This is a genomic window from Pseudomonas sp. UM16 (assembly GCF_050312595.1).
In the GTDB taxonomy this organism is placed as follows: domain Bacteria; phylum Pseudomonadota; class Gammaproteobacteria; order Pseudomonadales; family Pseudomonadaceae; genus Aquipseudomonas.
This window is the reverse complement of the sequence record NZ_JBNPJT010000001.1, coordinates 312865-330882: the sequence shown is the minus strand read 5'-3', so window position 1 is coordinate 330882 and position 18018 is coordinate 312865. Positions and strand designations below refer to the sequence as shown.

General features: G+C 60.1%; 19 protein-coding genes and 1 pseudogene. 9 read left to right on the top strand and 11 right to left on the bottom strand.

Features of this window, described 5'->3' with window-relative positions:
- The first annotated feature begins 155 nt into the window (after positions 1–155).
- The gene (dsdA, locus tag ACQRAX_RS01555) at positions 156–1508 is read left to right on the top strand and encodes a D-serine ammonia-lyase (protein WP_412037514.1); all 1353 of its coding nucleotides are present in this window, start codon (positions 156–158) and stop codon (positions 1506–1508) included.
- A gap of 2 nt (positions 1509–1510) precedes the next feature.
- Positions 1511–2443 carry a DNA-binding transcriptional regulator DsdC gene (gene dsdC, locus ACQRAX_RS01550; RefSeq protein ID WP_412037515.1) on the top strand — a complete coding sequence of 311 codons (933 nt, stop codon included), beginning with the start codon at positions 1511–1513 and terminating at the stop codon, positions 2441–2443.
- Positions 2444–2475: 32 nt separating this feature from the next.
- Here dsdC and ACQRAX_RS01545 read toward each other — a convergent pair whose 3' ends face one another.
- The 6 genes and pseudogenes from ACQRAX_RS01545 to ACQRAX_RS01520 form a co-directional block, all read right to left on the bottom strand.
- Positions 2476–2742, bottom strand: a complete 267-nt coding sequence (locus tag ACQRAX_RS01545) for an Ada metal-binding domain-containing protein (RefSeq protein WP_412037516.1) — start codon at positions 2740–2742, stop codon at positions 2476–2478.
- Positions 2739–3260: a methylated-DNA--[protein]-cysteine S-methyltransferase gene (locus ACQRAX_RS01540; RefSeq protein WP_412037517.1), complete on the bottom strand. Its 522-nt coding sequence runs from the start codon at positions 3258–3260 to the stop codon at positions 2739–2741. The genes ACQRAX_RS01545 and ACQRAX_RS01540 overlap by 4 nt, the downstream gene beginning before the upstream one ends.
- 82 nt (positions 3261–3342) lie before the next feature.
- Positions 3343–4029 carry a TIGR04211 family SH3 domain-containing protein gene (locus ACQRAX_RS01535; RefSeq protein WP_412037518.1) on the bottom strand — a complete coding sequence of 229 codons (687 nt, stop codon included), beginning with the start codon at positions 4027–4029 and terminating at the stop codon, positions 3343–3345.
- 180 nt (positions 4030–4209) lie between these two features.
- Entirely contained in the window at positions 4210–5583 is a 1374-nt protein-coding gene (gene ppnN / locus ACQRAX_RS01530; protein WP_412037519.1) for a nucleotide 5'-monophosphate nucleosidase PpnN, read from the bottom strand.
- Positions 5584–5668: 85 nt separating this feature from the next.
- Entirely contained in the window at positions 5669–5827 is a 159-nt protein-coding gene (locus ACQRAX_RS01525) for a P1 family peptidase (protein WP_412037520.1), read from the bottom strand.
- A 20-nt stretch (positions 5828–5847) separates the two neighbouring features.
- Positions 5848–6042, bottom strand: a pseudogene (locus ACQRAX_RS01520) (P1 family peptidase); the annotation flags it as partial.
- Positions 6043–6122: 80 nt separating this feature from the next.
- Between ACQRAX_RS01520 and ACQRAX_RS01515 the strand changes: the two are divergent.
- Together ACQRAX_RS01515 and ACQRAX_RS01510 are read left to right on the top strand one after the other, a co-directional pair.
- Positions 6123–6509, top strand: coding sequence for a response regulator transcription factor (locus tag ACQRAX_RS01515; protein WP_412037521.1), 387 nt, complete (start codon positions 6123–6125; stop codon positions 6507–6509).
- A gap of 3 nt (positions 6510–6512) precedes the next feature.
- Positions 6513–7136: a glutathione S-transferase family protein gene (locus ACQRAX_RS01510; RefSeq protein WP_412037522.1), complete on the top strand. Its 624-nt coding sequence runs from the start codon at positions 6513–6515 to the stop codon at positions 7134–7136.
- A gap of 6 nt (positions 7137–7142) precedes the next feature.
- On the opposite strand, the gene ampC is transcribed toward ACQRAX_RS01510, so the two are convergent.
- The gene (gene ampC, locus ACQRAX_RS01505; protein ID WP_412037818.1) at positions 7143–8306 is read right to left on the bottom strand and encodes a class C beta-lactamase; all 1164 of its coding nucleotides are present in this window, start codon (positions 8304–8306) and stop codon (positions 7143–7145) included.
- A 133-nt stretch (positions 8307–8439) separates the two neighbouring features.
- Between ampC and ACQRAX_RS01500 the strand changes: the two genes are divergently transcribed.
- Complete coding sequence (locus ACQRAX_RS01500) at positions 8440–9351, top strand: LysR family transcriptional regulator (protein WP_412037523.1); 912 nt, start codon at positions 8440–8442, stop codon at positions 9349–9351.
- Here the strand turns inward: ACQRAX_RS01500 and ACQRAX_RS01495 are convergent.
- The 3 genes from ACQRAX_RS01495 to ACQRAX_RS01485 all read right to left on the bottom strand — a co-directional run bounded on the left by ACQRAX_RS01495 (position 9326) and on the right by ACQRAX_RS01485 (position 13291).
- Entirely contained in the window at positions 9326–12001 is a 2676-nt protein-coding gene (locus ACQRAX_RS01495; protein WP_412037524.1) for a DUF4132 domain-containing protein, read from the bottom strand. The genes ACQRAX_RS01500 and ACQRAX_RS01495 overlap by 26 nt on opposite strands.
- A gap of 3 nt (positions 12002–12004) precedes the next feature.
- Complete coding sequence (locus ACQRAX_RS01490) at positions 12005–12397, bottom strand: hypothetical protein (RefSeq protein ID WP_412037525.1); 393 nt, start codon at positions 12395–12397, stop codon at positions 12005–12007.
- Between the two features lie 75 nt (positions 12398–12472).
- Complete coding sequence (locus tag ACQRAX_RS01485) at positions 12473–13291, bottom strand: AraC family transcriptional regulator (protein ID WP_412037526.1); 819 nt, start codon at positions 13289–13291, stop codon at positions 12473–12475.
- A gap of 79 nt (positions 13292–13370) precedes the next feature.
- Between ACQRAX_RS01485 and ACQRAX_RS01480 the strand changes: the two genes are divergently transcribed.
- Positions 13371–14369 carry a bile acid:sodium symporter family protein gene (locus ACQRAX_RS01480; protein ID WP_412037527.1) on the top strand — a complete coding sequence of 333 codons (999 nt, stop codon included), beginning with the start codon at positions 13371–13373 and terminating at the stop codon, positions 14367–14369.
- Positions 14370–14376: 7 nt separating this feature from the next.
- Here ACQRAX_RS01480 and ACQRAX_RS01475 read toward each other — a convergent pair whose 3' ends face one another.
- The gene (locus ACQRAX_RS01475; RefSeq protein WP_412037528.1) at positions 14377–15105 is read right to left on the bottom strand and encodes a DUF899 domain-containing protein; all 729 of its coding nucleotides are present in this window, start codon (positions 15103–15105) and stop codon (positions 14377–14379) included.
- A 228-nt stretch (positions 15106–15333) separates the two neighbouring features.
- Here ACQRAX_RS01475 and ACQRAX_RS01470 point away from each other — a divergent pair, with 228 nt between their 5' ends.
- From ACQRAX_RS01470 to galU, 3 genes are all read left to right on the top strand, one after another.
- On the top strand, positions 15334–15984 hold the full coding sequence (locus ACQRAX_RS01470; protein ID WP_412037529.1) for a c-type cytochrome: 651 nt from the start codon (positions 15334–15336) through the stop codon (positions 15982–15984).
- 62 nt (positions 15985–16046) lie between these two features.
- Positions 16047–16892: a c-type cytochrome gene (locus tag ACQRAX_RS01465; protein ID WP_412037819.1), complete on the top strand. Its 846-nt coding sequence runs from the start codon at positions 16047–16049 to the stop codon at positions 16890–16892.
- A gap of 206 nt (positions 16893–17098) precedes the next feature.
- Entirely contained in the window at positions 17099–17938 is an 840-nt protein-coding gene (galU, locus tag ACQRAX_RS01460) for a UTP--glucose-1-phosphate uridylyltransferase GalU (protein ID WP_007921743.1), read from the top strand.
- Positions 17939–18018 lie beyond the last annotated feature (80 nt).

Genomic DNA, 18018 nt, shown 5'->3' with positions numbered 1-18018 from the left:
TAAAAGAGGGTATTCCCAAGGTAGCAGAAGTGCGCCGCTCTGCACGTCGGCGCATGGCTGACCAGGGATCATCCATGGCCTGAGTAACCATCGGTTGTAATGGCATAGCTGCTTGACGCTTAATCGTTCTATCCGCTTGCCGATAGAGTAAGACCATGTCGCTGGAACGCCCTGTACATGACTGGTGCCAGAGCCACCCTTTGATCGCCGATCTGGTGGCGTTGCGCCCGACCAGTTGGTTCAACCCACGATGTGCGCCGAGCGCTGAGGCACTGGGCGATGTGCCGTTGACTGCGCAGGATGTGCGCGAGGCCAGCGAGCGCTTGCAGCGTTTTGCACCGTTCATCCAGTCGGCGTTTAGCGAAACGACGGCCAGCGCCGGCATCATTGAGTCGCCCTTGTTGCCGCTACCGGCGCTGCAGGCTGTACTGCGTGCCGAACATCAGTTGCCCGAGGCTGGCGCACTGTGGCTCAAAGCCGACAACCTGCTGCCGATTTCCGGTTCGATCAAAGCCCGTGGCGGCATCTATGAAGTGCTCAAGCACGCTGAAGACCTGGCCCTGGCCGGCGGCCTGCTGCAGCCGGGTGATGATTACGCCAAGCTCGACAGCGAGGCGGCGCGGGCGTTCTTTGCGCAGTACAGCATTGCCGTGGGCTCGACCGGCAACCTTGGCTTGTCGATTGGTATCATGAGTGCGCGCCTGGGCTTCAAGGCCACGGTGCACATGTCGGCGGACGCTCGGCAGTGGAAGAAAGACCGCTTGCGCGCCCATGGTGTCGAGGTGCGCGAATACAGCGCCGACTACAGCGTGGCGGTGGAGCAGGGGCGTAAGGAAGCTGAGGCCGATCCGCGCTGTCATTTCGTCGACGACGAGAACTCGCGCAACCTGTTTCTCGGTTACGCGGTGGCAGCCGAGCGCCTGCAGCGCCAGATGATCGAACAAGGTGTTGCGGTGGATGCCGAGCATCCGTTGTTTGTTTACTTGCCGTGCGGTGTCGGTGGTGGTCCTGGCGGCGTGGCGTTTGGCCTGAAACTGGTGTTTGGCGATGCGGTGCATTGCCTGTTCGCCGAGCCCACTCATTCGCCGTGTATGTTCCTCGGTGTTTATACCGGGCTGCATGATGAGGTTTCGGTGTATGACGTTGGCATCGACAACCAGACCGCGGCCGACGGCCTGGCAGTGGGGCGGCCCTCAGGTTTTGTCGGGCGGGCGATGCAGCGCCTGATCGACGGTTACTACACTGTCGACGATGCCACCCTGTACCGCTTGCTGGCGCAGATGCAGGCCTGTGAAGGCTATGAGCTGGAGCCGTCGGCACTGGCCGGGGTGCCAGGTATGGTGCAGGTGCTGCACGAAACCCAGGGCTATCGCCAGCGCTTGGGGCTGGATGAGGCGCGTATGCAGCGGGCCACCCACCTGGTCTGGGGCACGGGCGGCAGCATGGTGCCACGGGCAGAAATGGACGCTTATCTGGCCAAGGGCCGCATTGTGCTGGCCGGACAGTGAGCATGCTCAACCTGCCACCACGCCTCGGCAACCGTCTGACCGGGGCGCAGTTTGCCAACTTGCATACCTTTGCCGTGGCCGCGCGGCACTTGAGCTTTACCCTGGCCGCGCAAGAGTTGCACCTCACCCCGAGTGCGGTCAGTCACCGTATCGCTCGGCTCGAACAGGCGCTGGCGTTGCGCCTGTTTGAACGCCTGACCCGACGCATTCGCCTGACGGCCGAGGGTGAGCGTCTGTATCAACTGGTGCAGGGGCTGGTGGAGGACCTGGAAGAAGCCCTGCAAACGGACTCAGCTTCGACCGTCAGCGGCGCCCTGACGCTCTATGCCCGACCGTCCATTACCCAATGTTGGCTGGTGCCGCGGCTGGCGGGCTTCCAGCAGCGATATCCGCAGATCAGCCTGGATATCCGTACCGGCAATGAGGCGGTGGATTTTCGTGCCCGGCATATCGACCTGGCACTGCTTTACGGCGATGGCGACTTTCCGGGGCTGGTCAGTCAATTGTTGATGGCCGAACAGCTGGCGCCGGTGTGCAGTCGCCAATATGCCGAGCGCCATGGCCTGATTGATGCGCCGGAGCAACTGCGTCAATGCACGTTACTGCACGATGCCCTGGCCTGGGAGCATGCCGCCTTTGATGCCGAGTGGCAGCGGTGGGCACGACAGTATGATGCGCAGGCTCACCTGCCAAGCGCAGCCCTGACCTTCGACCGTGCGGATCTGTGTGCGCTTGCAGCGAGCAATCATGTCGGTGTGGCGATGGGTCGTCGGCAATTGGTGCAACCGTTGATCGATCAGGGGCTGTTGATCTTGCCATTGGGTGATTTTGAACCCGCAGCGGGGCAGGGCTATTACCTGGTGCATCCGCCGCGTGATCCGTTGCCGTTGCGGGTTAGGGTGATGATGGAGTGGTTGCGTGAGTGCGCTGAGTAAGGTGTCGGGCTTATCGCCGACAATGACCTCATTCACTCACAGGCACCGCTCTTCCACTGCCGGTAGGCCTCTCGCATGCACACCGCACAGGGCCGATACCCCGCCGCCCGCGCTGCCTCGACATCGAGAAAGAACACCCGGTGCTTTACATACCCGCCTCGGGCGATAGCCCGTAATGCCCCCGGGCAATCCAGTCGTCCATAGATCTTGCTGCGCCGGTGACCGCCCAGCAGACCAGGTTGCGCGCTCAGGTACTCAATGCCATCGGCCCCGAGCAGCCGCCAAGGCCCGTTGCTCATGCACACGCCTGGCGTTCATGGGCCAGCAGCCAGCGTTTGCGTTCGATACCACCGCCGTAACCGGTCAGCGCACCGGAGCTACCGATCACGCGGTGGCAGGGGATGGCCAGGCTGATCGGGTTCAAGGCATTGGCCAAGCCAACCGCGCGGGCCGCAGCAGGGCTGCCGATCATCGCGGCAATCTGGCCATAGGTTCGGGTGCTGCCCACAGGTATTTGCCGCAACGCCGCCCATACCCGCTGCTGGAACGGCGTGCCACCGCCATCGACCGGCACCGCGTCCAGTGCATGCAGATCGCCAGCAAAATAGGCGCGAACAGGTTCGCTCAGTTGCTTCAGATCAGTGGTTTCATGCAGGGTGAAACGACCCCCAAAACGCGTCTGCAGCAAGCGCAGCAAACGCTTTTGCGGTTCGTCGAATTCCAGGCCTATCAACTGCCGACCGTCGCTGACGATCAGTACCTGGCCGATGGGTGCTGGTAGCGCAATGCGCTCCAGCAGAAGCTCACAAGCGGGCATGCGGCAATCCTCGTCCGACAGGTTTGTCTGGTCACTTTAAGGATTGCACCGCGTTGCGTCACCCCGCTGCTTGCGTTTGAACTCAGAACCAGCGGTCGTTACGTTTACGTCCACGGCTCAACGCCGGCAGGATCAACCCGGCAAGTAAACCTGCGCCGGCAATGCCGCCACCGTAGACCATGTAGCGCATCAGCACTTGTTTGTTCTCATCGCCCAGGCGCGCCTGGGTGCTGCGCAGCTCCGACTGGGTGTCGCTGAGTTCGGCATTGAGCGCCTTGCTGCGTGCTTCTAGTTCGTCGATCAGGGCTTTGCGCGAGTCCAGAGTCTCCTGCATGCCTTGCACGCGGGCTTTCCAGCTGTCGTCGATAGTCTTGAGCTGCTGGCTCAATTGCGTGACCTGCTCGGTCAGCTGTGGCAAACGCTCGGCCTGGCCGGGAACCGCTTGCAGGTCGCTGCTGGTGATCCAGACGATATCGCCGGACTCTCCGCGTACCTGGCTGTAGTTGCCCTGGGTGCTGAGCAGCGTAACCTTCTGCCCGGATTTGAGGTTACCGACGATGCGGTGGCCATTGGTCGGGCCGCTGCGCACAAAGGTAGTGAGGCTATCGCTGACCCAGCGCTCGCCCGTGTCTGGCGCTTCTTCGGCCTGCAAGGGGCCGCTCAGGGCAATCAGGGCACCGATCACGCCAAGGGAAAGTCTGTTGCGCGGGCGCAGCACAGCAGGGGAGTCAGGGGTAAGCGCCGCAGGCACAGGACGAGAGATAGGCATGATGGTCTTCGCGTGAAATGAAAAATGAAAGCCCGATGACTGGGCCGGTGAACGTGGGCGTGCACGCAAGCCGCCAGCTGAAAGACCACTTTTCTGCAGGCAGGTTCACTGGGGAGGGTAGGAAAATGGGTGCAAATGTTGCGGGCACATGCTGTGCCCGCACTCAGGGGAGGGTAGAAATCAGGTCACGACACGGTAGCAAGGCACGTACTCGGCACCGCCTGGCAGCTTCATGCGGTGCTGGGCTACGAAGGCTTCCAGCAACTTGCCGAGCGGATACAGTACGGCCGCATCACCATGAATTTCGTAAGGGCCTTTCTCTTCGATCAGGCGGATACCCTTGTCCTTGACGTTGCCGGCAACAATCCCGGAAAACGCCCGGCGCAGGTTCGCAGCCAGCTCATGGGCAGGCAGATCGCGGCGCAGTTGCAGGTCGGCCATGTTCTCGTGGGTCGGATCGAACGGGCGTTGGAAGCCTTCTTCGATCTTCAATAGCCAGTTGAAGTGGAAGGCGTCATTGCGCTCGCGGCGGAACTGCTTGACCTCCTTGAGCCCTTCGACCATTTGTCGGGCCACTTCGGCCGGGTTGTCGATGATGATCTGGTAATGGCGCTGGGCGGTGTCGCCGAGGGTGGCCAGGACGAAGGCATGCAGCTGTTGCAGGTACGGTTCGGCGCTTTTCGGCCCGGTGAGAATGACCGGGAACGGCAGGTCGATATTGTCCGGGTGCATCAGGATGCCGAGCAGGTACAGGAACTCTTCGGCAGTACCGGCGCCACCGGGGAAGATGATGATGCCATGGCCGACACGTACGAACGCTTCAAGGCGCTTTTCGATGTCCGGCAGAATCACCAACTCGTTGACGATCGGGTTGGGCGCCTCGGCGGCGATAATGCCAGGCTCGGTCAAACCCAGGTAGCGGCTGCCACTCATGCGCTGCTTGGCATGAGCGATGGTTGCGCCCTTCATCGGGCCTTTCATCACCCCTGGGCCACAGCCGGTGCAGACATCCAGCTTGCGCAGGCCCAACTCGTGGCCGACTTTCTTGGTGTACTGGTATTCCTCGGTGCTGATCGAGTGACCGCCCCAGCACACCACCATTTTCGGCTCGACACCCGGGCGCAGGGTGCGGGCGTTGCGCAGCAGGTGGAAGACGTAGTCGGTGATGCCCTGGGAGCTTTCCAGGTCGATGCGCTGGCTGGCCAGCTCGCTCTCGGTGTAGACAATGTCGCGCAGGGCGCTGAAGAGCATTTCGCGGGTACTGGCGATCATCTCGCCATCGACGAAGGCATCGGCCGGCGCGTTCAGTAGCTCCAGGCGCACGCCGCGATCTTGTTGGTGAATGCGCACCTCGAAGTCCTTGTAGGCTTCGAGGATGGTTTTGGCGTTGTCGACATGCGCGCCGGTGTTGAGAATGGCCAGCGCGCACTGGCGGAACAGGGTGTACAGACTGCCGGATCCGGCTTCACTCAGTTGCTGTACTTCACGTTGAGACAGTGTTTCCAGGCTGCCTTTTGGGCTGACAGATGCATTGATAACTTCACGTTGGGGCATTCTGGGTTTCCTGTGAGCGGGTAAACGTCCATCTTCAGAACACCACCATACCGACAAATTGTCGCAGCAACGAGTGCCTTTATGTTCAGGCGCCTTGCGCTGCGCGCGGATCCGCCTTCCAACCGACTGCCGCTAAGGCTTCGAGCAGTGCATTGAGGATAGCTTCTTCGACGGCATCGGCTGCGGCGCAGAACAGGGCAGAAATGTGATCGTTGTTGACCATCTGCACCGTAGTGGTGGGCACTCTCGCCGATGTGCGTGCTCGGCAGTGACATGCTGGCCCCAAATGTCATTGAGGACGCCGTCATAGGTTTCCAGCACCGTTGGCATGCACCAGTAAGTGCGCTGTTTGCCCAGCTCGCGCTCGGAGGCCACCAGCGCATCGCGGACCACACCCACGCTGTGAGTGTTGGTGTAGGCAATGGCTGTGGTCAACAGGCCGGCTTCACGTATCCATTTATTTTCACAACTACTTCCGCTCGGCCACTGGTGAAGATGAACTGCAACTGCAACTGGTACTGAAGCTGGCGCTGGGGCAGATGTTGGCCGTTTCCCTGGGCGCCAATCAGCGCTTTGAGACTGCCCACCTGGGCCAGATGCAGCTGTATGCGCCCTGGTTGCTGGCGCTGTTGTGTCAACACTGGGTGCTGCAGAATCCGACCTTGACCAATAACACCCATGCCACACCCGTGGAGCGTGCGCTCGAGCACTTCGGCAGCGATAGGTTGTCGGCCCGCGAGCTGAAAATCGCCCGCCTGGTGCTGCGTGGTAACTCCAGCAAGGCGATTGCCAAGCGCCTGGCCATCTCGCAGGAAACGGTGAACGTGCACCGGCGCATTCTGTACGCCAAACTGGGGGTTTCGTCGCAATCAGAACTGTTCAGCCTGTTCTTGCAGCGGCTGAGTCAACACGAGTCACAGGAGTGAATGATGGTGCGGATACTGGGCAAGGCTTCATCGATCAACGTACGTAAGGTGCTGTGGACCTGTGCGGAGCTGCAACTGGCGTTCGAGCGGGAAGACTGGGGCTCGGGGTTTCGTTCGACTCAGGAAGAAGCCTTCCTGGCGCTCAATCCCAATGCCATGGTTCCGGTGATCGAGGACGGCGATTTCGTACTGTGGGAGTCCAATACCATCATTCGTTACCTGGCCGGGTGTTACGCGGGTGAGTGGTTGTATCCATCCGCGCCGCAGGCACGGGCGCGGGTCGACCAATGGATGGATTGGCAAGCCACCGATCTCAATGGTTCGTGGAGCTATGCCTTTGTCTCTCTGGTACGCCAGTCACCTGCGCATCAGGATGCTGACACGCTGGCCGCAGCGTGCCGCAATTGGAATCGGCAGATGACCCTCCTCGACCGTCAGCTTGAACGCACTGCTGCCTATGTCAGTGGCGAGGCATTTTCGCTGGCTGATATCCCTATTGGCCTGTCGGTCAACCGTTGGCTGCAGACGCCGCTGGAGCGTCCGCCGCTGCCCGCCGTCGAGGCGTACTACGAGCGTTTGAGCACGCGTGAGGGCTACCGTCTGTACGGGCGCAACGGCACTCCCTGACCGTAGCTACTGGTCCAGCGCGGTGAGGATCGTATGGGCCAGTTTTATCCGTTCAGCATTCGGGTAGTTCTTGTTTGCCAGCAACACGATGCCTATTTGTTTGGAGGGCACGAACAGCACATAGGCGCCGAAACCGTTGGTTGAGCCGGTCTTGTTTAGCAGGGTGTTGGCTTGCAGAGGCTCGGCCGGTTTAAGCCAGGTTGTTGGGTGTGGCTCAAGGGCCATCGCGGAAGAGTTCCCTGCCAACAGCTGGTCGAGACTGGTCGGGTAGTCATACATTTCCCAGCCCAGACCTTGGGTCATGGCGCCGACCCGGTAATAGCCGGTCTGGGTGGTCGCGATGGCGCGCTGTAACGGCGCGCTGAGGCGCTGCGGCTGCATGTTCACTTCGAGGTAGTGGAGTAAATCAGTGGCGCTGGTTTTCATTCCGTAGGCCTCGGCATCCAGTGCTCCCGGGCCGACCCGCAGCGGTTGATCATCTTTGTAACCTTGAGCGTAACGGTCCATTTGCGCCGCGGGTATTTGCAGGTAGGTGTGCTGCAGTCCCAGTTGTGGCAGCAGCTGGTTTTGCATCAGCTCAGTGAACGATGTGCCCATGCTTTTAGCCGACAAATAGCCGAACAAGCCCAGGCTCGGGTTCGAATACAGCCGCTGTGTGCCGGGGGCATAGGCGGGCTTCCAGTGCGCGTAGTAACTGAGCATGCCGTCCTGGTCTTTGACCTGGTTAGGGAACTGCAGGGGGAGGCCGCCGGCGCTGTAGGTGCCCAGATTGAGCAAGGTAATACCGTCGAAAGGTGTTTTAGCCAAGGCTGGCCAGTGTTTGCTTACCGGGTCACTGAGTGACATTTTGCCGTTGGCCTGGGCGTAGCCAGCGAGGGTGGCGGTGAACGTTTTGCTCACCGATCCGATCTCGAACAGGGTATCGGCGTTGACGGCCTGGCCAGTCTCCTTTGTCGCTACTCCGTAGTTTAAGTAATGCTGTTGACCCTTGATACTGATAGCGACGGCCATGCCAGGGATGGCTTGTTGCTGCATCAGTGGACGTACGACTGCGTTCACTGTCGACGCCAGTTCGGCGTCAGAAAGGGGAGAGGCGAAGGTCTGACTGGTATACAGGAAAAGTCCTACAGCAGCCAGAATCGCTGGATTGGCCTTGATTGTATCGGGCATCATCGGGCAAGGTTCCATGTACGGTGATTGGTGTGGGCCTGTCTGCAGCAGGGAGCGCTAATCTAGGTGCTTTGCCTGCTTGGGACAACCGATGATATTTCGCAGCAGTCATTAGAAAAATTATGGAGTAGGTATGGTCCGACCACATCTGCCCTTGAATGCCTTGCGGGCTTTTGAGGCTTCGGCACGGCACTTGAGTTTCACCCGTGCCGCGATCGAGTTGTGCGTGACTCAAGCGGCAGTCAGCCATCAGGTCAAAAGCCTCGAGGCCCAACTCAATGTCACGTTGTTCAAACGCTTGCCAAGGGGGTTGATGATGACCCGTGAAGGCGAGACCTTGTTGCCGGTGCTACGCGAAAGTTTCGACCGCATCGCCCAGACCCTGGAGCGCTTCGAAGGCGGGCATTATCGCGAGGTGTTGACGGTGGGGGCTGTGGGTACGTTCGCGGTGGGTTGGTTGTTGCCGAAGCTGGCGGATTTCCAGGCCCGTTATCCCTACATCGATCTGCGTCTGTCAACCAACAACAACCGTGTCGATGTCGCCGCTGAAGGGCTCGACTATGCCATTCGTTTTGGCGGCGGTGCCTGGCACGGTACCGAGGCATTGCCCTTGCTTGAAGCGCCTTTATCGGTGCTCTGCACACCGCAGATTGCTGAGCAACTGCATACGCCGGTTGACCTGCTGCGGCAAACCTTACTGCGCTCCTACCGTACTGAAGAGTGGCAGGAGTGGTTCCAGGCCGCAGGTGTACCCAGCGCATTGCAACCCGCGCGCACGGTGGTTTTCGACTCTTCGCTGGGAATGATGGAGGCCGCGCAGCAAGGCGTTGGCGTGGCCCTGGCTCCGCCCTTGATGTTCGAACGGCTGTTGGCCTGCGACGCTATTCGCCAGCCCTTTGCTATCAGCATCAGCACCGGCAGTTACTGGCTGACGCGTTTGCAGTCGCGGCCTGAAAGCACCGCGATGCAAGCATTCAAGGCATGGCTACACAGTGCTGTGGCGACACCTGGTGGCAACCTCAAGGCTCAGTTATCTGACGGGTGATGGTCGGATCACTGATCTTGTCATCATCCATCAGCAGTAATGCCTTGGAGAGGATGATCGATAGCAGTGTGTCACCTTCAAATGGCAGGTAGTGCGGCATGGCCTGGGTACGTGCCTTGGCGTCGGGGACAATGCACAGGTACTGATCATTCGGCTGCATCAGGATGTTGGCCGAGCCCAGGTGGATTTTGTAACTACGCAATTTGCCGGTGATTTCCAGAAAGCGTCCGTGCAAGGACCATTTGCCTTTGAGGCGGGTCATGCGCGGCAGCAGTTTTTCCAGCAGTTGCTTGCGGGTTTGCGCTGTCGCACCCAGTTCTGCAAGCGCCTGGTGTTGCCAGTAGCTACGCAGGCGGCCGTCCGGCCCGCCATCGGCCCATTGCGGGTCATTGGCCAGCGACGCGACGCCGACAAACAGGTCAACGTCGCGCATGATTTCGCTCAACACCAGCGGCGGCACTTGGGTCATAGGCAGTGGCGCTGCGTCTTCGGCATCACGCCAGTGTTCGGGGGTGTAGCCACCGCCAGCGGCAGGCGCGGTACGTTGCTCGGCATCGATGGGGTAGAAGCGCACCTGGTCAGTGCTCAGGTGCAGGAACGTGCCCGACTCGTTGGTGTCGACCCCATAATTGTCACCCACGCCCTCGATCCAGAACTCGGCCCGCAGGCCCCAGGTCGGCAGCTCGCGGCTGGCCGCAGGGTAGTTGTCGTCAATCAGCAGGCGTAGCTGGTTGCGCCAGCCACGGCCGGTGGCCAGGGCGTGGAACTGGTGCTGACGCAAAATGTGGGCAGCGAAGCGATTGGAGTAGGTCGCGGTGTAGCGCTCGGCGTCGGTCAGCAGGTAGACCTCACGGTGCGCTTGCTTGAACGGTTGGGTGATGTGCAAGGCTTCGATGCGTTCGCGCCAGGCAACAACGTCTTCCAGGGTACGGCCGATGGGGTGCCACAGACGCACTTCAGCCTCGCGGGAGGGATTGACGATGCTGCCATCGAGCGCTTGCAGGCAACCGTCGCTGAATATCAGTGCATGGGTTTGGCCGGATTCGCTGATCGTCCAGATCAACCGGCGCGCCAGGGTGCCGATAAGCGGGTGGTCGAGATAACGTTCCTGCCACTCGGAGAAGGGCCAATGTTTTTCCAGCAAAAACAAACTGTCCAGACGCGCCGCCTGGGCCGGGAGCATGGCGCTGATGTCTTTGACTGCAGCCTGGAGGTCTTTGAGTGCTTCTGTGTGTTCGGTTTTGACCTTGGCGGGCACCGACTTCTGTGGCGTACCGTCGGCGTGGAACCAGTTCAGCGTTGCCTGCTTGCCATCGACCCTGACCTCGGCGGTGAAGGCGCCCTCGGCAAAGGTTTCCCGGCGTACGCCAACCTGCTCCAGGCCGTAGGTGGGGACACCGAGTTCTTCGATCTGATCGCGTGGCAGTTGCAGGGCTTGGGCGGCACGGGTGAAAGCTTTTTCTATTTCTTTTTGTGCGTTGCTGAGTTTGACCCGCGCCTTGAGCACGGCCAACTGACCGACCGCTTCATGGGTGGGTATCGATGCCAGGGCGAACACCGCCGCATTGCCCACCTTGGGGGCCCGCGCGCCAATGCCGCGGACTTTGCGGTAGCCACTCAAGGCCATCCGGGTCAGGGCGCGCGTCAGTTCGCTGTCGGCGAGCATTGGCGTCATCCACAGCAAGCCGCGCAAAACGGTGGCATTGCCTTCGCTCATGCGCGCGCGATCATCGACGCTGTTCCAGCGGTCAAACAACAGCGCCCCGGTGCGGCCGCTATCAACGCAGGCGAACCAGCGCAACAGCGCGGTGCGCAGCGGTGCTTCACCGACCCTGTGCAGTAAGGACTGGGCGTGCTTGAGCCACTTTGCCGCTGGCCGCGCCGAGGTGGCAGTAGCGGCGTGGCGTAACAGGTCCAGCCACTGTTTTTGACTGTCGGCCGGTAATGTATCGACGTCGCTGAAGGCCAGCTGTGTCCAGTGTTCGCAGGATACAAGCACCTGCCAGACGCCGTCGCCCAGCAGCGGATCGAGCTTGGCTGCCAGGTGTTCGCCATAGTTGCCGAGTTTGACGGCGTTACCGTACTGGTCGGGATCGGTGCATTGGCTGCGCAATACCCTGAGCAAGTTGCGCAGGGGTTCAGGCAGTTGAGGTAATGGCTCGGGACCGATCCAGTTGATCACCGTAAGGGTCGGCACGACGTTGTAATAGGCGAAGCGGTAGCCGGTGATCCACTGCAGCACCGGGACGGCCAGTTGTTCGAGCACTTCATCGCTTTGTATCAACAGACTGACCAGCGTTGGCATGATCCCATCATCGAAGCTATGGGCAAAACCATAGGTGATGCTGGCACTGCTCAGGCCGCCGTCGTAGGCAACGATCCGTTCGATCAGCGCCAGGACCATGCGCACCCGCTGTTGCGGTTGTGCCAGCGCGGCAATGGCCGGCAGTTGGCCCAGGGCGCAGAGTATCTCCTCGGGGCGGCCATGGATGTTCTGCAGCAACGGCAGCAATTCGCTGATCAGCTGGTGTTCGTGGCGCAGCTCGCTAGTGACCAGCAGCGGATAACCGTCCGGGCCGATGTGTTCAACCACGCCAAGGTCGGCTTGTGGGACGTCGCGGACAAACGCCTGGAGTTGTTCGAGTGCCATGGTTCAGCCTCCTACCAGCGGTGTCAGTTTGATGAAGTTGACCACGCTGTCATGGCGGATGGTCAGGACTTCGTCGAGGCTTTCGGCCTGCTGCTCATCAAAGAGAATGACGAAGCCATTGCGCTCGAACGCCTGGTAGGCGATGTCGACCTGTTTGCGCCAGTCCACCGGTTCATGCTCAGTGGCCTTGCGCGCACCGTTGAGGGCGATTTCCAGTGGGTCGGGGATGACCAGGCGCTGACGACGGCAGGCGTCCTGAGTCTGCAACTGGACTTCCTGATGAATACGCTCACGGATTAACTGGCGTACGGTGATGCAGTCGCTCGGAAAGTGCAGGGCGAACGTTTCAAAGACTTCCCCTGAGACGGATTCGTCGCAGACGGTGAGCGTTGCCATGGGAACTCCTTTTCTGGCAGGCGGCTTGGCGGACGGGCGCAAGGGTAGCAGGCCCAGCGTCGAATTTCGACGTGACTACGGCGCTTGTTGCGCATCCATTCGTGCTCGCAAGAACGCCCCTGGCGGCAAGCCGAACTGACGGCCGAACGCTGCTATAAAAGCAGACAGCGAATCGTAGCCACAGGCCAACGCCACATCGGTAACGCGCTCACCACGCTCCAGTGCCGGCAGCGCACTGAGCAGGCGCATGCGCTGGCGCCACAGGCGGAAACTCAGGCCGGTTTCACGCTGAAACAGACGGCTCAGGGTTTTTTCCGATACGCCGTTTTGCACAGCCCAGTCACTCAGGCCGGTTGATGCATCGGGTTGGGCCTGCAGGTGGTTGCACAATGCGCGTAGGCGAGGGTGCTGGGGCAGGGGCAACATCAACTGTTGTTCGGGCGCTGTCACCAGCTGATCGAGCAGCACCCGTACCAGGCGCCCGTCGGCGCCGTTGCTGTCGTAGTGCACTGGCAGTTCGCTGAAGGTTCGGATCAACTCGCGCAACAACGGATTGATCGCGATCACTCGGCACTGCTTGCTCGACCAACTGGCGGGTACGTGTTCCAGGTAGAGGCTGCGCAGGCAGGTATCGCCAGGGCAACTGACCCGATGCTGGACCTGTGGCGGAATCCACACGGCGCGTTGCGGTGGCACCAGGTAGAAGCCGTTGTCGGTGTGTACCTGCAGCACGCCACCAATGGCGTAAGACAGTTGCCCCCAAGGATGCGTATGGCGGTAGCCCAGGACGATGTTGGGCAACGTCTGGACATGGCCGTAGACCGGGCGCGGCAGCCGTTGCAGATGCTCAAGTGCTTGCGGCTCGAGCAGGGGGGGGTGTCCGTTTGGCGACACTGGCGGGGTTCTGGCGTTAGTGAAGTTGGTGCAAAGACCTTATCGTCTGCCGCGCCACTATAACAAGTCAGGATCGACCATGAAGTACCTACGGATGCTGTTCGACAATTTCACCCTGGCCCTGCTCGGGGTGATTCTGGTTGCCACCTTGCTGCCGTGCGAAGGCAGCGGTGCGGTGTTGTTCGGTTGGTTGACCAACCTGGCCATCGGTCTGCTGTTCTTTCTGCACGGCGCCAAATTGTCCCGCGAGGCAGTGGCGGCCGGGGCTGGGCACTGGCGCCTGCATTTATTGGTGTTTGCGTGCACCTTTGTCATGTTTCCGGTGCTGGGCATGGCACTCAAACCGTTGCTATTGCCACTGGTGGGAGACGAGTTGTACCTGGGCGTGCTGTATCTGTGCGCCTTGCCCGCAACGGTGCAGTCGGCGATTGCCTTTACCTCGCTGGCCCGCGGCAATGTGCCAGCGGCTATCTGCAGCGCGGCCGCTTCGAGCCTGCTGGGGATTGTATTGACGCCTTTATTGGTGGTGCTGCTGATGGGCGTAGAGGGCGACAGCGGCTCAAGCCTGGATGCAGTGCTGAAGATTGTTTTGCAGTTACTGGTGCCTTTTGTCGCCGGGCAATTGGCGCGGCGCTGGATTGGCAGTTGGGTGGCGCGCAATGCGCGCTGGCTGAAAATCGTCGACCAAGGCTCGATTCTGCTGGTGGTCTATACCGCGTTCAGCGATGCGGTGGTCAGCGGCCTGTGGCATTCGGTGGCGCCTTCGCGCCTTGCCGGTTTGGTGCTGGTCTGCTGCCTGTTGCTGGCGCTGGTACTCTGGTGCACGGCAGCCCTCGGGCGTTGGCTGGGGTTCAATGTCGAAGACCGTATCACCATCCTGTTTGCTGGCTCGAAGAAGAGCATGGCCACTGGCGTGCCGATGGCTCAGGTGCTGTTTGTCGGCGGCGGAATTGGCGCGATGATTCTGCCGTTGATGATCTTCCACCAGATCCAGTTGATGGTCTGCGCGGTGTTGGCCCAGCGCTACGCGGCGCGCGATGAACTGGGCCAGGATCGGACCGGGGGCAAGTACATCTGAGTTCTGCTCAGTCGTGACAGCAATGCGGCTTCTCGGCGTCGACCCCCTCATAGCGGTCGTGATGGCGCACCCAATCCATGGTGCCTTCTTCGTTGCGACCCTTGGGCATCAGGTCGAGAAGGTTATAGGCGCCGACCAGGATGTCCAGGCCGCGGGCATAGCTTGAGTAGGTGTGAAAAATCGTTCCGTCGGCATCGCGATAAAACACGCTCAAACCGGGTAGTTCGGTTTCGTTGCCCGTGTAGGGTTCATAGTTGTATTGGCTACTGCCGTCGTCACTGACGCTGACACCGAACGCCTTGTTGAAGTCGCTACCGTGGGAAGAGACCCAGGGGAATTTCCAGCCCATGCGTTGCTTGAACGCCTGGAACTGGGCGAACGGTGCCTGCGACACGGCAACCAGTGAAACATCGTGATGGGCCAAGTGCAGGTTAGCGCCGTCGAAATGGTCGGCAAGGTACGAGCAACCGGGGCAGCCTTCGTTCCAGCCATCGGCGAACATGAAGTGATAGATCAGTAGCTGGCTGCGCCCGGCGAACAGGTCAGCCAGGCTCAATGGGCCGTGGGGGCCCTCGAAGCTGTAGTGCTGTTCGAGGCGAACCCAGGGCAGGGCACGTCGGGCCCTGCTCAGCTCATCGCGCTGATGGGTCAGGGCCTTTTCATGCAGTAGCAACTGCCGTCGGGCACTGAGCCATTCGCTACGGGAAACCACTTGCGGGTTGCGGTAGTTGTCCATGGTCACGCTCCAGCGGGGGAATGTACTGATGGTCGTCCGGGTGAGGAACGAATCGACAGGATTGGCTCAATTGACGTGGCGGGCTGATGAACGGTAGGGCGTGAGCAAGTGAATCGATTCAGCTGGCGATTGGCCATTCTCAACATTGCCGCTGACATTGGATGGGCCTACTATTCATAGGCTTATGAAAAATAAGCCTAAGCTTATAACAAAAGAATGGAGTCCGTGATGATCCCATTGGATCGAATCCTGATGAGTGGCCTGCTGCTGTTTTCCATGCCTGCCGTGCACGCCGCAGACGGTCAGAAAATCTTCAATCAAGGCGGGCAAAATCCTGCTGCAATGGCTTGCCTGGGCTGTCATGGCGCAGATGCCAAGGGCATCGCGGCGGCGGGTTTTCCGCGCCTGGCCGGGCTTTCGGCCGCGTACCTGAGCAAGCAACTGCATGATTTTCGCAGTGGCAGTCGCCAGAACCCGATTATGCAGCCGCTGGCCAAGGCCCTCAGTGATGAGGAGATCCAGGCGGTGACCACCACTCTGGCCGCTATGCCCAGCGACGCGGTAGCCGACACCCGCCGGCAGCAGATGGCCGCTGACGCCACGCAAAAACTGGCGTTGTACGGTGATTGGAATCGCAAGATCCCCGGGTGTGTGCAATGCCATGGTCCCGGTGGCGCCGGAGTGGGCGAACATTTCCCGCCATTGGCCCATCAGCCTGCCAGTTATCTTGTGGCGCAACTCAATGCCTGGCGTGACGGCAGTCGCAACAATGACCCGAACCAGCTGATGGTGCATGTAGCCAAGGCCATGACTGACGAGGAAGTCAAAGCGCTGGCCGAGTACTTCGCCCATTCCGCCAGCCAGGAGGTCAAGCCATGAAGCCACTTATGTTCACAGCGCTGGTCCTGGCCTTGGGGTCTGCCCACGCTGCGCCCATTGCCATGGAAGATCAGTCGCAACTCAAGGTGCCAGCGGCCAACAGCGCGCCAGGATTTGCCCCGCCGGCGGAAAGTGAACTGCCGGACAACGCCTTTGGCAAGATGGTCCGCCAGGGCCATGCGTTGTTCGTCGATACTCGGCGGCTGTTGCCCGACAAGGTCGGTAATGGTCTGAACTGCAGTAACTGCCACCTCGATCAGGGTCGTTTGGGCAACTCGGCACCGCTCTGGGGCGCGTACCCCATGTACCCGGCTTACCGTAAGAAAAACGACAAGGTCAACACCTTCGCCGAACGTATCCAGGGGTGCTTCCAGTTCAGTATGAACGGCACGCCACCTGCGGCTGACAGTCCAGAAATGACTGCGCTTTCGGTGTATGCCTACTGGTTGGCAAGCAAAGCACCGATTGGTGTAGAAACCCCGGGCCGTGGTTATCCAGAGGTGGCGCAGCCGGCCCAGGGCTATGACTTCAAGCGCGGCGAGCAGGTGTATCAGCAGCAGTGTGCGATCTGCCACGGCGCCGACGGGCAGGGGCAGAAGGTGGCAAAGGATTATGTGATGCCGCCGCTGTGGGGCAAAGACTCGTACAACTGGGGCGCTGGTATGCACCGGATCAACACCGCGGCCTCGTTTATCAAGTACAACATGCCTCTGGGCAAACCGGGCAGCCTGAGCGATCAGCAGGCCTGGGATGTTGCTGCATTCATCAACCGCCATGAGCGGCCGCAAGATCCGCGTCTGGTGGAGGGATCGATCGAGAAAACCCGGGTCAAGTACCACGCCAATGATGGGGTGAACTTGTATGGGCAAAAGGTTGAGGGGGTGTTGATCGGGCAAGGAAGCTTGTAGCAGCAGTGTAGGCGTGGGCTTGCTCGGTGATCGGACACGCCCGCCCTTTGCTCCAATACCCACAATATTTATGTTCCATGGGAACTATCTACACTAGGATTTCTCTATCATGGCAGCGGTCGACCGCTGGCGGGGCATTGTAAGCTGACCGCCGCCTGATTAGACTGCGCCGAATTTCGTACGCAAAGCCCTTGTTAAGGACGTATATGATCAAGAAATGCTTGTTCCCGGCAGCCGGTTACGGCACTCGCTTCCTGCCTGCTACCAAAGCCATGCCCAAGGAAATGCTGCCGGTGGTAAACAAGCCACTGATCCAGTACGGCGTTGAGGAAGCATTGGACGCTGGACTGAACGAGATCTCCATTGTTACCGGCCGCGGCAAGCGCGCCCTGGAAGATCACTTCGACATCAGCTATGAGCTGGAAAATCAAATCAAAGGCACCGACAAGGAAAAGTACCTGGTCGGTATCCGTCGCCTGCTCGACGAATGTTCGTTCTCTTACACCCGCCAGACTGAAATGAAAGGCCTGGGCCACGCCATTCTGACCGGCCGCCCACTGATCGGTGACGAACCGTTCGCGGTGGTGCTGGCAGACGACCTGTGCGTCAACCTTGAAGGTGACGGCGTCCTCAAGCAGATGGTCAAGCTGTACAAACAATACCGCTGCACCATTGTTGCGATCATGGAAGTCGACCCCCAGGAAACCAGCAAATACGGCGTGATTGCCGGCGATCTGATCGGCGATGACCTGTACCGTGTACGCAACATGGTCGAAAAGCCAAAACCTGAAGATGCCCCGTCGAACCTGGCGATCATCGGCCGCTACATCATGACCCCGGACATCTTCAAACTGATTGAAGAAACCGAGCCGGGCAAGGGCGGTGAGATCCAGATCACCGACGCACTGATGAAACAGGCCCAGGATGGCTGCGTTATTGCCTACAAGTTCAAGGGCAAGCGTTTCGACTGCGGCGGAGCCGAAGGCTACATCGACGCCACCAACTTCTGCTTCGAGAATTTCTACAAGACCGGTAAGGCCTATTAAAAGCTTCAAGCGGTAAGCTACAAGCTGCAAGTAGATCGCGAACGGCTTTTACTTGTAGCCTGTAGCTTAAAACTTGCAGC

What these genes read in the sequence shown, in the direction of transcription:
- dsdA (WP_412037514.1), top strand. Translation starts at nt 156, where the DNA reads ATGTCGCTGGAACGCCCTGTACATGACTGGTGCCAGAGCCACCCTTTG.
- dsdC (WP_412037515.1), top strand. Translation starts at nt 1,511, where the DNA reads ATGCTCAACCTGCCACCACGCCTCGGCAACCGTCTGACCGGGGCGCAG.
- ACQRAX_RS01545 (WP_412037516.1), bottom strand. Translation starts at nt 2,742, where the DNA reads ATGAGCAACGGGCCTTGGCGGCTGCTCGGGGCCGATGGCATTGAGTAC.
- ACQRAX_RS01540 (WP_412037517.1), bottom strand. Translation starts at nt 3,260, where the DNA reads ATGCCCGCTTGTGAGCTTCTGCTGGAGCGCATTGCGCTACCAGCACCC.
- ACQRAX_RS01535 (WP_412037518.1), bottom strand. Translation starts at nt 4,029, where the DNA reads ATGCCTATCTCTCGTCCTGTGCCTGCGGCGCTTACCCCTGACTCCCCT.
- ppnN (WP_412037519.1), bottom strand. Translation starts at nt 5,583, where the DNA reads ATGCCCCAACGTGAAGTTATCAATGCATCTGTCAGCCCAAAAGGCAGC.
- ACQRAX_RS01515 (WP_412037521.1), top strand. Translation starts at nt 6,123, where the DNA reads ATGTTGGCCGTTTCCCTGGGCGCCAATCAGCGCTTTGAGACTGCCCAC.
- ACQRAX_RS01510 (WP_412037522.1), top strand. Translation starts at nt 6,513, where the DNA reads ATGGTGCGGATACTGGGCAAGGCTTCATCGATCAACGTACGTAAGGTG.
- ampC (WP_412037818.1), bottom strand. Translation starts at nt 8,306, where the DNA reads ATGCCCGATACAATCAAGGCCAATCCAGCGATTCTGGCTGCTGTAGGA.
- ACQRAX_RS01500 (WP_412037523.1), top strand. Translation starts at nt 8,440, where the DNA reads ATGGTCCGACCACATCTGCCCTTGAATGCCTTGCGGGCTTTTGAGGCT.
- ACQRAX_RS01495 (WP_412037524.1), bottom strand. Translation starts at nt 12,001, where the DNA reads ATGGCACTCGAACAACTCCAGGCGTTTGTCCGCGACGTCCCACAAGCC.
- ACQRAX_RS01490 (WP_412037525.1), bottom strand. Translation starts at nt 12,397, where the DNA reads ATGGCAACGCTCACCGTCTGCGACGAATCCGTCTCAGGGGAAGTCTTT.
- ACQRAX_RS01480 (WP_412037527.1), top strand. Translation starts at nt 13,371, where the DNA reads ATGAAGTACCTACGGATGCTGTTCGACAATTTCACCCTGGCCCTGCTC.
- ACQRAX_RS01475 (WP_412037528.1), bottom strand. Translation starts at nt 15,105, where the DNA reads ATGGACAACTACCGCAACCCGCAAGTGGTTTCCCGTAGCGAATGGCTC.
- ACQRAX_RS01470 (WP_412037529.1), top strand. Translation starts at nt 15,334, where the DNA reads ATGATCCCATTGGATCGAATCCTGATGAGTGGCCTGCTGCTGTTTTCC.
- ACQRAX_RS01465 (WP_412037819.1), top strand. Translation starts at nt 16,047, where the DNA reads ATGGAAGATCAGTCGCAACTCAAGGTGCCAGCGGCCAACAGCGCGCCA.
- galU (WP_007921743.1), top strand. Translation starts at nt 17,099, where the DNA reads ATGATCAAGAAATGCTTGTTCCCGGCAGCCGGTTACGGCACTCGCTTC.